The organism is Trichloromonas sp. (assembly GCF_041583255.1).
Taxonomy (GTDB): domain Bacteria; phylum Desulfobacterota; class Desulfuromonadia; order Desulfuromonadales; family Trichloromonadaceae; genus Trichloromonas.
The window spans coordinates 1-11,390 of sequence record NZ_JBFHGD010000105.1 but is presented as its reverse complement, the minus strand read 5'-3'; the positions used below and the strand labels follow the sequence as shown (position 1 = coordinate 11,390).

General features: G+C 59.9%; 14 protein-coding genes. 6 read left to right on the top strand and 8 right to left on the bottom strand.

The window, feature by feature from the left end:
* The first annotated feature begins 166 nt into the window (after positions 1–166).
* From ABYV89_RS09850 to ABYV89_RS09825, 6 genes are all read left to right on the top strand, one after another.
* On the top strand, positions 167–625 hold the full coding sequence (locus ABYV89_RS09850; RefSeq protein ID WP_432822783.1) for an NfeD family protein: 459 nt from the start codon (positions 167–169) through the stop codon (positions 623–625).
* A gap of 33 nt (positions 626–658) precedes the next feature.
* Positions 659–1,516: an SPFH domain-containing protein gene (locus ABYV89_RS09845; RefSeq protein WP_432822782.1), complete on the top strand. Its 858-nt coding sequence runs from the start codon at positions 659–661 to the stop codon at positions 1,514–1,516.
* Between the two features lie 88 nt (positions 1,517–1,604).
* A complete protein-coding gene (locus ABYV89_RS09840; protein ID WP_432822781.1) occupies positions 1,605–1,862 on the top strand; it encodes a hypothetical protein in 258 nt (85 codons plus the stop codon).
* A 62-nt stretch (positions 1,863–1,924) separates the two neighbouring features.
* The gene (locus tag ABYV89_RS09835; RefSeq protein WP_432822780.1) at positions 1,925–2,635 is read left to right on the top strand and encodes a DsbC family protein; all 711 of its coding nucleotides are present in this window, start codon (positions 1,925–1,927) and stop codon (positions 2,633–2,635) included.
* Positions 2,636–2,705: 70 nt separating this feature from the next.
* Positions 2,706–4,019, top strand: coding sequence for an MFS transporter (locus tag ABYV89_RS09830; protein ID WP_432822779.1), 1,314 nt, complete (start codon positions 2,706–2,708; stop codon positions 4,017–4,019).
* Positions 4,020–4,046: 27 nt separating this feature from the next.
* Positions 4,047–4,409 carry a hypothetical protein gene (locus ABYV89_RS09825; protein WP_432822778.1) on the top strand — a complete coding sequence of 121 codons (363 nt, stop codon included), beginning with the start codon at positions 4,047–4,049 and terminating at the stop codon, positions 4,407–4,409.
* 126 nt (positions 4,410–4,535) lie between these two features.
* On the opposite strand, the gene ABYV89_RS09820 is transcribed toward ABYV89_RS09825, so the two are convergent.
* The 8 genes from ABYV89_RS09820 to ABYV89_RS09785 form a co-directional block, all read right to left on the bottom strand.
* Positions 4,536–5,264, bottom strand: a complete 729-nt coding sequence (locus tag ABYV89_RS09820; protein WP_432822777.1) for a c-type cytochrome — start codon at positions 5,262–5,264, stop codon at positions 4,536–4,538.
* A 156-nt stretch (positions 5,265–5,420) separates the two neighbouring features.
* A complete protein-coding gene (locus ABYV89_RS09815) occupies positions 5,421–6,332 on the bottom strand; it encodes an RluA family pseudouridine synthase (RefSeq protein ID WP_432822776.1) in 912 nt (303 codons plus the stop codon).
* On the bottom strand, positions 6,329–7,633 hold the full coding sequence (gene mtaB, locus ABYV89_RS09810; RefSeq protein ID WP_432822775.1) for a tRNA (N(6)-L-threonylcarbamoyladenosine(37)-C(2))-methylthiotransferase MtaB: 1,305 nt from the start codon (positions 7,631–7,633) through the stop codon (positions 6,329–6,331). The genes ABYV89_RS09815 and mtaB overlap by 4 nt, the downstream gene beginning before the upstream one ends.
* On the bottom strand, positions 7,621–8,706 hold the full coding sequence (mnmA, locus tag ABYV89_RS09805; protein ID WP_432822774.1) for a tRNA 2-thiouridine(34) synthase MnmA: 1,086 nt from the start codon (positions 8,704–8,706) through the stop codon (positions 7,621–7,623). Before mnmA ends, mtaB begins: the two co-directional genes overlap by 13 nt.
* Before the next feature lie 160 nt (positions 8,707–8,866).
* Complete coding sequence (gene nifU / locus ABYV89_RS09800; RefSeq protein WP_432822773.1) at positions 8,867–9,238, bottom strand: Fe-S cluster assembly scaffold protein NifU; 372 nt, start codon at positions 9,236–9,238, stop codon at positions 8,867–8,869.
* 61 nt (positions 9,239–9,299) lie between these two features.
* On the bottom strand, positions 9,300–10,514 hold the full coding sequence (gene nifS, locus ABYV89_RS09795) for a cysteine desulfurase NifS (RefSeq protein ID WP_432822772.1): 1,215 nt from the start codon (positions 10,512–10,514) through the stop codon (positions 9,300–9,302).
* Positions 10,515–10,560: 46 nt separating this feature from the next.
* Positions 10,561–10,983, bottom strand: a complete 423-nt coding sequence (locus tag ABYV89_RS09790) for an Rrf2 family transcriptional regulator (protein ID WP_432822771.1) — start codon at positions 10,981–10,983, stop codon at positions 10,561–10,563.
* On the bottom strand, positions 10,980–11,390 hold a 411-nt coding region (locus ABYV89_RS09785; RefSeq protein ID WP_432822770.1), incomplete at its 5' end, for a serine O-acetyltransferase. The genes ABYV89_RS09785 and ABYV89_RS09790, both read right to left, overlap by 4 nt.

The window sequence follows — 11,390 nt, the reverse complement described above, 5'->3', positions numbered from 1 at the left end:
GATGAATCAACTGCATCGTCAGCCGCCTTGACTTAATTGAAATGATTGTTCATTTTAAAACACGGTCATTAGCATGTCACATGCCCAGCCCGGTCGTCAACAGCGTATACCCGGCAGGGCATTCGCTCTAGCAATTAACAGGACATTTCCCCCAAGGAGACCGATTGTGAGCTTTACCCTACTCTTCTGGCACTGGCTGGCCCTGGGCCTGATCCTGATCCTGGCTGAACTGTTCATCCCCAGCTTCACCATCTTCTGGTTCGGCCTCGGGGCCCTGCTGGTCGGAGCGATCCTGTGGGCCGCCCCGGAGCTGAGCCTGAGCTGGCAGCTATTCATCTGGGCCATCGCCTCGAGCGGCTTCACCTTTCTCTGGTTCAAGCTGCTCAAGCCGCGCATGACCGACCGCACCAAGGCTGGGCTCTCCCGCGAAGCGGTGCTCGGTGAAAGCGGCCAGGTCATCGCTGTCCCCCGGGACGGCAAGCGGGGGACGGTAAGGTTTACCACCCCGTTGCTCGGTTCCGACGAATGGCCGTTTATCTGCGAGCAGGAAGCGGCGATCGGCGACCGGGTATTCATCAAGGACGTTTCCGGCAACACCCTGATCGTTGAAAAGCGTGCACGCTAATTTATCTTTATTCAAATCAAGGAGGCTGAAGCAATGGAAGGATTGATTGTAGTTGTCGTGTTTCTGGTACTGGTCGTGGTCACCATCTCCCTCGGTGTCCGCCTCGTCCCCCAGGGGAACAAATATGTCGTGCAGCGGCTCGGCAAGTTTCACAGCACCCTCGGGCCGGGGCTGAACATCATCATCCCCTACATCGACACCGTGGCCTACAAGGTCACCACCAAGGACATCGTTCTCGATATCCCCTCGCAGGAAGTCATCACCAGAGACAACGCCGTCATCATCGCCAACGCGGTGGCCTACATCAACATCGTCTCCCCGGAAAAGGCGGTCTACGGCATCGAGGATTACCGCCTGGCGATCCGCACCCTGGTGCAGACCTCGCTGCGTTCCATCGTCGGCGAAATGGACCTCGACGACGCCCTCTCCTCCCGCGACATGATCAAGGCGAAACTCAAAGAAGCCATTTCCGACGACATCGCCGACTGGGGCATCACCCTGAAAACCGTCGAGATCCAGGACATCAACCCTTCGCAAACCATGCAGAAGGCGATGGAAGAGCAGGCCGCCGCCGAGCGCGGCCGGCGGGCCACCGTCACCCGGGCCGAAGGGGAAAAATCCGCCGCCATCCTGCAGGCCGACGGCCGCCTCGAGGCCTCCAAGCGCGACGCCCAGGCCCAGGTCGTTCTCGCCGAGGCCAGCCAGCGCGCCATCACCAAGGTCACCGAGGCAATCCAGGCCAACGAGCTGCCGGTCATGTACCTGCTCGGCGAAAAATACATCGAGGCGGTCAAAAACATATCCAATGCCCCCAATGCCAAGATCGTCCTGCTGCCGGCCGATATTCCGGCAGCGGTTCGCGGCATCATGGGCAACCTGTCGGGCAAATAGTGCTTCGCAGCACATTAATTCCATTGGATGCGCATTGCAATGGGATGAGGACTGCTATAAAATATCGAAATTGCGTTCGGGGAAAATCGTGGACAATTGGGAAAAGTTGTGCAAACGCTGCGGACAATGCTGTTTTGAAAAATGGATCGAAGGGGATGGCACGATCCTCCCGACCAGCATACCCTGTCGTTTTCTCGATATCGTCACCCGCGAATGCAAGGTCTATCACAAGCGGTTCAAGGTCGGTGAAGGGTGCATCAAGCTCACCCCCGAGGTGGTTGAAGTCGTCCAATGGCTCCCTGCCGACTGCGCTTACGTCGAACAAATTCGCGGCAACCGTCGTTGAGACTGGCCGTGGATAACCCGTCATACCGAAACATGCCGTACGGAAGGAAATACAAAATGCCAATGATCAAGAATATTCTGAATACCCTGGCGCTGACGATCGTCGCCGGCGTCGCCATGGTCGGCTGCGCCCAGGCTGGGGACACCGTTCCGCAAAAGGTCGTCGACACCCTCAAGCAGACCTACCCCAAGCTGGAGTTCCAGCGGGTCTACACCAGCCCAATCGCCGGTCTCTACGAAGTGGTTTCCGGCAACAGAATCCTCTATTTCTCAGCCGAAACCGGTCACCTGCTGGTTGGCGACCTGTGGAACAAGGAAGGCGAAAATCTCAGCAAAGCCCGAATCGGTAAAATCATGGGCGAAAAGCTCAAGGACCTGCCGATGGACAAGGCGGTAAAAATCGGCTCCGGTAAAAACACGGTCATCGAAGTCACCGACCCTGACTGCCCCTATTGCCGGAAGGCTTCCGAGTTTTTCTCCAAGCGTACCGACGTCACCCGCTACATCTTCTTCCTGCCGCTGAGCATGCACCCCAACGCCGAATCGAAGGTGCGCTACATCCTCTCGGCGGAAAGTCCGATGCATGCCTACGAAGACGTCATGTCCGGACGCTACGATGAAATCCCCCTGCCCGAATTCAACGACAACGGCGTCTTTGAAATCCACAAGGCAGCGACCGACCTGCTCGGGCTGACGGGAACGCCGAATTTCTGGATCAACGGGACCTACATCTCGGGCGCCAACTTCCAGGCCATCGAAAAGCTGCTCAATTAAACCCGGATTTTCCTCGCCGGCAGGGAGATTTTCCCTGCCGGCTCCTTTCCATCAGGGGTCACCTCCCATCATGGTCACCACAACGGCGGACAGCAAACGCAAAGCATGGTTTGGCTGGTGCATGTACGATTGGGCCAACTCGGCCTTCGCCACTGTGATTCTTGCCGCGGTGCTGCCCGTTTATTTCGTGGCCCTGGTTCCCCCTGAAGGCGCCCGCCTTTCGCTTTTCGGTCTGACCCGCACCATGCCGGCCTCGGCTCTCTGGGGCTATGCCGTCTCCTGCTCGATGCTGGCCGTCGCCCTCGCGGCCCCGTACCTCGGAGCCTACGCCGACAAGCGGGGTCGCCGCCGGCTGCTGCTGATCGTCTTCGCCCTGACCGGAGCCGCCGCGACCTCCCTGCTGGCCTTGGCCGGCCCCGGAGACTACCTGCTGGCCGCCCTGTTGTTCATAATCGCCAACATCGGCTTCGCCGCCGGAAACATCTTTTACAATGCCTTCCTGCCGGCCCTGGCTGATGGCACCGAGCTCGACCGCCTGTCGGCCCGCGGCTTCGCCACCGGCTACATCGGCGGCGGCCTGATGCTGCTGCTCGCCTTCGCCCTGATCCAGGGATACGACCTGTTCGGCTTTGCCGACCGCGGTGCCGCAACCCGCGCCGGATTCTTCATTACCGGGCTGTGGTGGGCCCTGTTCTCCCTGCCCACCTTCCGCCATGTGCGGGAAGGCGTCTTTATCCATGCTCCAGAGCCGCTGCCGACCGGCTTCAAGGGATACCTGCAGACCTTCGCCCACATCCGCCGCTATCCCGACCTGCTCCGGTTTCTGCTCGCCTTTCTCTTCTACAACGATGGTATTCAAACCATCATTGTCGTTTCGGCTATTTTTGCCCGCGAAGAGCTCGGCTTATCGCAGGGGAGCATTCTCGGCTGCTTTCTGATGATCCAGTTTGTCGCCATGCCCGGATCGCTCCTGTTCGGCCGCCTCGCCGAACAGTATGGGGCCAAGCATTCGGTACTGCTCAGCCTGATCCTTTTCATCGCGGTCACCATATACGCCTACACCATGCACCAGGGGTGGGAATTCTGGATTCTAGGCCTGGTCGTTGCGCTGATCCTGGGCGGCAGCCAGGCGATCAGCCGCTCACTCTTCGCGGCCCTGGTGCCGGCCGACAAATCGGCAGAATTTTTCGGATTCTACGCCATCAGCGGCAAGTTCGCCTCGATCTTCGGGCCGCTCGTCTTCGCCCTGATTGCCGATTTCACCGGCTCCTCGCGCCTCTCTATCCTGGCACTGGCCGTCTTTTTTCTGGTCGGCATTGCCCTGCTGTCACAAGTCGATGTTGCGCGCGGCAAAGCTGCCGCGCTGTTCAGCCCCGCACATTAACCCCTTGCCAAAGGAGGACTCGTACCCATGAAAAAACGTGTGATCTTCCTGATTGTTTCTGCGACCGTTCTCTATCTCTACCCGGCCCGCCCTGGCACCGCCCTGCACCAGGTCAAAAGCAGCGTACTGGTCAACCTGCTTCCTTCCGCCACCTCGAAGAACGAAATTCGCTCTCAGTTGAGCTGCAAACAGGAAGAGCTCCAGGCCTACGAAAAGGTATTGATCGACATTGACGCCGAGCATGACCGGATGCTCGCCAATGCGCCCATCTGTCCGACCACAGGACGCAAGGCCGTCGTTACCATGGCTACCGACCCCCGCCCTGAAATTCACCGAAAAATCGAGCAGCTCAACGAAGAGATCGGCAAACTCCGAAGCCAACTCGACTGAGCCCCTGCGGCAACGCTCACAGCTCATCCATGGATTCTTATGGGCCTTTCTGCACGGCGACCACATGAAAAAGCCCCTTCCGAATGTGTTCGGAAGGGGCTTTTTAACGACAGGGCAAAAACCGTGTTAGGGCAAGGTCTGGCTGTAGCTGAGGATATTGATCGCCGCGGCGTCATCCAGGCCGACATCGGCGATCAGTGACGGCATGTCCGACCCGGGATGGCCCCAGCGGATCTTGTGCAGGGACTCCTGCGGGTTGTCCACAGCGAGGTAGCCTACCCCCTGGACGCCGTCCTTGTCCCCCTTGAAATCGATGGCATTGCCGTCCGCCCCATGACAATCCGCACAATTGGCCGCATAGAGCTGCTTGCCGGCTTCGGCATCCCCCCTGGCGGTGCCGTCGGCGTTAAGAGCCACACTGATGTCGATCAGACCTTCGTTGATAAAACGCACCAGGCTGACAATTTCTTCGAGGGTCAGGTACTCGGTGAAATCGTGCAGGGTTCCGGTTGCCGCAATAGCCTGCTGCAAATCCTGACCGCTCCGAGTGCGAACATCGTAAAGCCCCTTGATGCCGGTATAATGAGAACCGCTGGCATAGCGGCCATCCTTGCCTATGTAATCCCATCCGTGACACTCCTTGCAGCGCCAGGTGGAAGACCCGCTTTTCTTGGCTTCCGCCGGATAGGCCGGGTGATTGCCCTCGACGGTTTTCCCGGTCATCTTCAGCCAGTTGTCATACAACTGCGCCCCCAGCTTAAGGCTGCCCATCGACTCGGTACTGCCGACAGCGCCGATGCCCCCTCCCCAGACAATCAATCCCCCCAGCAACAGACAGATCGCGACTCGCTTCATTGGCTTGCTCCCTTTGCGTAAACACAGGTTATTTTCAACAACGCATGCTCGACTTTGTCATGCCAGATATTGAATACCATTTTCAACGAATGGGAGCAACAGAATAAAGATTATTTTCCACTTACACAAGCCGGCCGGTGTAGTTTAGCCGGTCAGCTAGGAGGATGAAACTGAGGCAGGCTGGAAAAGTTGAAAATCGAGGGGCGCGGCAGCACTGAGGATCAAAGACTGCCGGCTTACCGGATGCTGGATGGCCAGGCGCAGGGCATGCAACAGATGGCGGCGGATATGCTGCGGATTCCCGTTCAAAACGAAAGCCACGGGACCGCCATAGAGGAGATCGCCGAGCAGAGGGTAGCCCTCCCCCGCCAGGTGCGCACGAATCTGGTGGGTGCGACCGGTTTTGGGACTGGCTTCGACCAAGGCGAAGCCTGGGCCGACCGTAAGGGTGCGAAAGGCGGTTTCCGCCCGGTCGCCGCCGCTGCGAACCGCTACGGTACGCCCACGAACCCCGGCTTTGAGAAAATTACTGACCGTGAACTGCTCAGGCGGCGCACCGGCGACCAGGGCCAGGTAGGTTTTAGTTACCTGCCGCTCGGCAAACTGTCGGGCCAGGTCGCGGTTGGCCTCGGCACTCAGGGCGAACAAGAGCACGCCGGTGGTATCGATATCCAGGCGGTGCAGCAGAATCGGCTGCAGATCCGGGCATCGCCTGCGTACCAGGTCGAGGGCATTGATCCGTCTGTCCACCAGGGGATGCGACGGCAGGCCAGCCGGCTTGTTGACCGCCAGCAGATGTTCGTCGCGAAAAAGGATTTCGAGCTCTGCGATGTTCAGGCGCGGCGCCTCTCCCTCGAGGGTCAGGGCGATCGTTTCGCCGCCCTTGAGCAGCAGGTTGGCCCGGCGCTCGACCCGGCCATCGACAAAGATCCTCCCGCCGTCGAACGCCCGCTTTACCTGTTTGCGCGACACCCCTGCGAGATGATCGACGACAAAGCGGTCAAGCCGCTGCCCCTGCACTTCGCTGCCGGCGACCAGGGTCTCACGGCGGACAGGACGGTCGCTCACGCCAGCTCTCCCGTCAGCAGTCCCTCCGACCAGCCGCTGATTTTCACGGCGACCCGCTGCCCCTGCAGCGCTTCGTCACCGGGAAACCTGACGGAAAGGTAATTTCGACTCAGCCCGCGGCAGTACCCTTGGTCTCTCCCCCCTTCGACCACCAGGTCAAGAACCGTTCCGATAAAACGCCCGGCAAACTGATGCAGTTTCTTCTCGCCCAATTCCCGCAGCTGCGCCGCCCTCGCCTTGATCAGATCCCCCGGCAGCTGGTCCGGCATGCTGGCGGCCGGGGTGCCCGGGCGCCGGCTGAAGGGGAAGACATGCAGGTGAGAAACCGGCAGGGACTCGATCAGCCGCAGGGTTTCGGCAAACTCGGCCTCGCTTTCGCCAGGGAAACCGGTTATCAGGTCGAGACCGATGGCGGCGTCGGGAATACGGTCGTGGATGCGTTCGACCAGTTCGCGAAAAAAGCGGGTGTCGTAGTGACGGTTCATACGCCGCAAGACCTCGTCGCTGCCGGCCTGCAGGGGGATGTGAAAATGGTGGCAGAGGACGCTTGACCCGGCCACCTGCTCGATCAGTGGATCGGGGATTTCGGTCGGCTCGACCGAACCGAGGCGCAGGCGCGGCAGGTCCGTTTCCAGCTCGATGCGGCGAACCAGGTCAAGCAGCGAGGTCGGCGGGGAAAGATCGACGCCGTAACCGCCGATGTGGATGCCGGTCAGAACGACTTCGGGATAACCGCTGTCAGCCAGGGTCCGAACCTGGCCCAGGATTTCTCCCGGCTCCACCGAGCGGCTGCGGCCCCTGGCATAGGGGATGATGCAGTAGGAGCAGAAGGCGTCGCAGCCGTTCTGGATCTGCAGAAATGCCCGACTGCGCTCGGCAAAAGTGGTCAGCGACAACGGCACCGCCTCTGTTTCGGCAGCGATATCCGAAACACAGACGAGCGCTTCGCTGGCGTCGGTTTCGAGGTAGCGGAGAAAATCCTTTTTTTCGGCATTGCCCAGCACCACGGCCACGCCGGGGATGCGGCGCAATGCCTCGGGATCAACCTGGGCATAGCAGCCGGTGACCACCACCCGGCAGGCGGGGTTGAGCCGGCGGGCCCGGCGGACCAGGTTGCGCGACTGGGAATCGGTGGCAGAGGTCACCGTGCAGGTGTTGACGATGACCAGGGCGGCGCCGGCCTCGAAAGGGACCAGTTCGAAGCCGGTCTCCTGCAGGCGCTCTTCCATGGCGGCCGACTCAAACTGGTTGGTCTTGCAGCCGAGAGTGGCGATGGCTACGGTGCGACTCACTCGATCCATCCTCCGCCGACCACCCGGTCCCCGTCGTAAAAGACCGCTGCCTGGCCTGGAGTCACGCCGTTCTGTGACTCGTCGAAGAGCACCTCGGCCCGGCCGTCAGGCAGGGGAGTGACCGTGGCCGTCACTTCGTGGTGACGGTAGCGGATCCGGCAGGCCGTCCGCAGCGGTTCCGATGGTTCGGCAATCGCCCAGTTGACCTGGTGCAGGGTCAGTCCGGCCACCGCCAGGTGCGACTTTTCGCCGACCAGCACTTGCCGCCGGCCGGCATCGATACCGACCACGTAGAGGGGCTCGGGCCAGGCCAGACCCAGCCCTCGCCGCTGACCGATGGTGTAGCGGTAGAACCCCTGATGGCGGCCGAGCACCTGCCCGGAGGCGACGTGGACGATCTCGCCGTCCATCTTGCCGGCGCCCCGTTCTTCTTCGAGAAACCGCACGTAGTCGCCATCGGGGACGAAACAGATATCCTGGCTCTCGGCCTTCTCGGCCACCCGCAGGTTCAGGCGGGCGGCGTGGCCGCGCACCTCGTCCTTGGTCATCCCTCCGAGCGGAAAGCTGACCCGCTGCATCTGCTCCTGGGTCAGCGTGAAGAGAAAATAGCTCTGATCCTTGGCCGGGTCGAGCCCCTTGCGCAGGGCCCAACGCTCCCCTGCCCGTTCGATGCGGGCGTAATGGCCGGTGGCCAGATAATCCGCTTCGAGCTCACGGGCCCGGCGCAGCAGCAGCTCGAACTTGAGCACCTGGTTGCACAGGACACAGGGATTCGGGGTGCGGCCGGAAAAATAATCGTCGCAGAAACGGTCGATCACCTGCCGCTGGAAATCCTTTTCGAAATTGACCACGTAAAAAGGAATATCGAGTTCTTCGGCCACCCTCCGGGCATCGTAGACATCATCGAGTGAACAGCAGGTGCCGAAGGTTTCGCCATTCTTCGCCGCAAACGAGGAATAGTCCCAGATCTGCATGGTCATGCCGATCACTTCGTGGCCCTGTTCCTTGAGCAGCGCCGCGGTCACGCTTGAATCGACGCCGCCGCTCATGGCGACGACGATGCGTTTTTTATTCATTGTCATAGCTGTAATTCAGTAATTAGTGATTGGTGATTTGATCTGGATACGAGGGTCACAAGAGAAAGGGAGGGCTTTCCCTGAATAGGTAAAAGCCCTCCCGACTGATCATGATGAATCGCCTTGCTTGAGATTGCCCCAATCACAAATAACTTATCACCAATTACTATTCCCCGTGCTTTTCCTTGTAATTCTTGATCGCCTCATGCAGCGCATCGGCGGCCAGATTGGAACAGTGCAGCTTCTGTGGCGGCAAGCCGTCCAGGGCTTCGGCCACTGCGGCATTGGTCAACTCAAGGGCCTCTTCAATCGTTTTGCCGATGGCCATTTCAGTCACCATCGACGAAGTCGCAATCGCCGCACCGCAACCGAAGGTCTTGAACTTGACATCCTTGATGACGTTGTCTTCAACCGTGAGGAAAATTTTCATGATGTCGCCGCAAGAAGCGTTGCCGACTTCGCCGACACCGTCGGCATTTTCGATTTCACCCACGTTGCGGGGGTTGGAAAAATGGTCCATAACCTTGTCAGAATACATGAGTTTCTCCTTTATCTTTACTTAAACCTGTTCTTTAAATACAGGACAGCAACCGGCTGACCTAGTGAACTTTTCTTATGATCTGACACTCTTCGCAGGTCATCGGTTCCTTGCGGTTATACAGGGGACTCATCTCCCGCAGACGCTGAACGATCGGCGGCAGCACCTCCAGCACGTAATCGACATCTTCCTCGGTATTATCGAGGCCGAGACTGAAACGGGTGCTTGAATGGGCCAGAACCACGTCGACGCACATCGCTCCCATGACGTGGGAGGGCTCCAGCGAGCCGGAAGTGCAGGCCGAACCGGAGGAAGCGGCGATCCCTTTCATGTCGAAATTAAGCAGCAGAGACTCCCCTTCGATGTAGGCAAAGCTGACATTCAACGTATTCGGCAGGCGCAGGTCCGGGTCGGGATGACCGTTGAGCTTGATTTCGGGGATCGCAGCTTGAATCCCCTGCTCCAACTTGTCACGCAGGCGGCGGATGTGGGCGACATCTTCGCCGAGATGGCTGCCGGCCAGTTCGCAGGCCACGCCGAGCCCTACGATCCCGGCCACGTTATGGGTGCCGGCCCGCCGGTTGCGCTCCTGGTGGCCGCCGTGCATGAAGGGGCTCAGGCGGGTGCCGCGGCGGATGTATATGGCGCCGACCCCCTTGGGGGCGCCGATCTTGTGCCCGGAGATCACCAGCAGGTCGACGTTGGCTTTCTGCACGTCGACGGGAACCTTGCCGACAGCCTGAACCGCATCGGTATGAAAACGCACCTTGTACTTGCGGGCGATGGCACCGATCTCCTCGACGGGATAGAGGTTGCCGGTCTCGTTGTTGGCCCACATGACCGAGATCAGGATGGTTTTGTCGGTAATGGCCGCCTCGAGTTCGGCCAGGTTGAGCATGCCGTTGTGATCGACCGGCAGGTAGGTCACCCGGATCCCCTGCTTTTCAAGGGCCTTGCAGGTTTCGAGAATGGCAGGATGCTCCACCGTGGTGGTAATGATGTGATCCCCCTTGTCGCGCAGCGCCTCCACCGTCCCCTTGAGGGACATGTTGTCCCCTTCGCTGCCGCAGGAGATGAAAACGATTTCGGCCGCTGAACAGTTGATCAGCCTGGCGACCTGCTCGCGGGCTTTTTCCACCGCCCCGCTTACCGCCCGCCCGGCCCAGTGGACACTGGACGGGTTGCCGAACTGTTCTCGATAAAACGGCAGCATGGCCTCCAGAACTTCGGGGCGGACTGCCGTGGTGGCGTTGTTGTCCATGTAAATGCGTTTCACTACTCGTCCTCCTGGTCTCGGTATTTCGGATAGTGCTTTATAAAGGTCAAGAACTGAGTTTGGCTTCGGCTTCCCGGGTCAGATCCGCCAGGGTGATGGACGCCAGAAAATTGCGAATCCGCCCTCCCAGCCCCTGCCAGACGCTCTGGGTGACACATTGGGATTTGCAGCTGCAGCTGCCGTCGTTGTCCATGCACGAAACAGGAACCAGCGACTCTTCAACACTCATGATAATTTCGTCGACCCGAATCTGGTCGGCGGGCCGGGCCAGAACGTATCCGCCGCCGGGCCCCCGGACGCTGTCGACGATTTTGCCGCGGCGCAGCTTGACGAACAGCTGTTCGAGGTAGGACAGGGAAATCTCCTCCCGCGTTGATATGTCCTTGAGTGCTACCGGTGCCCCTTGCGCATGCAGGTTCAGGCTCACCATGGCTCGAACCGCGTACTGGGCCTTGGTCGAAAGTCTCATTCCGCCTTCTTTGTCTTTCTTTTCGCTGGCGCCGGTTTCTTAACCGGCTTGGCAGCCTGCTGCTCGGTCAGCTTTTTAACCTTGGTTTCCAGCGCACGAAGCTGGTCAAACAGGCAGGAAATGGCCTTGGCCTCGGGGTCGGGCAACTGGCCATGCTCCAGGTCGGCCCTTGGCTCGGGTTTCTGGCCATCGGTAAAAACGACCCGGCCGGGCACACCGACCACCGTCGAGTTGGGCGGCACTTCTTTGACCACCACCGAGTTCGAGCCGATCTTGCTGTTGTCGCCGACGGTGAACGGGCCGAGAATCTTGGCTCCTGAACCGACAACCACATTGTTGCCCAGAGTCGGGTGGCGCTTCTCCTTGGCCCAGGAGGTTCCGCCCAGGGTGACGCCGTGATACAGGGT

What these genes read in the sequence shown, in the direction of transcription:
- ABYV89_RS09845 (WP_432822782.1), top strand. Translation starts at nt 659, where the DNA reads ATGGAAGGATTGATTGTAGTTGTCGTGTTTCTGGTACTGGTCGTGGTC.
- ABYV89_RS09835 (WP_432822780.1), top strand. Translation starts at nt 1,925, where the DNA reads ATGATCAAGAATATTCTGAATACCCTGGCGCTGACGATCGTCGCCGGC.
- ABYV89_RS09830 (WP_432822779.1), top strand. Translation starts at nt 2,706, where the DNA reads ATGGTCACCACAACGGCGGACAGCAAACGCAAAGCATGGTTTGGCTGG.
- ABYV89_RS09825 (WP_432822778.1), top strand. Translation starts at nt 4,047, where the DNA reads ATGAAAAAACGTGTGATCTTCCTGATTGTTTCTGCGACCGTTCTCTAT.
- ABYV89_RS09820 (WP_432822777.1), bottom strand. Translation starts at nt 5,264, where the DNA reads ATGAAGCGAGTCGCGATCTGTCTGTTGCTGGGGGGATTGATTGTCTGG.
- mtaB (WP_432822775.1), bottom strand. Translation starts at nt 7,633, where the DNA reads ATGGATCGAGTGAGTCGCACCGTAGCCATCGCCACTCTCGGCTGCAAG.
- mnmA (WP_432822774.1), bottom strand. Translation starts at nt 8,706, where the DNA reads ATGACAATGAATAAAAAACGCATCGTCGTCGCCATGAGCGGCGGCGTC.
- nifU (WP_432822773.1), bottom strand. Translation starts at nt 9,238, where the DNA reads ATGTATTCTGACAAGGTTATGGACCATTTTTCCAACCCCCGCAACGTG.
- ABYV89_RS09790 (WP_432822771.1), bottom strand. Translation starts at nt 10,983, where the DNA reads ATGAGACTTTCGACCAAGGCCCAGTACGCGGTTCGAGCCATGGTGAGC.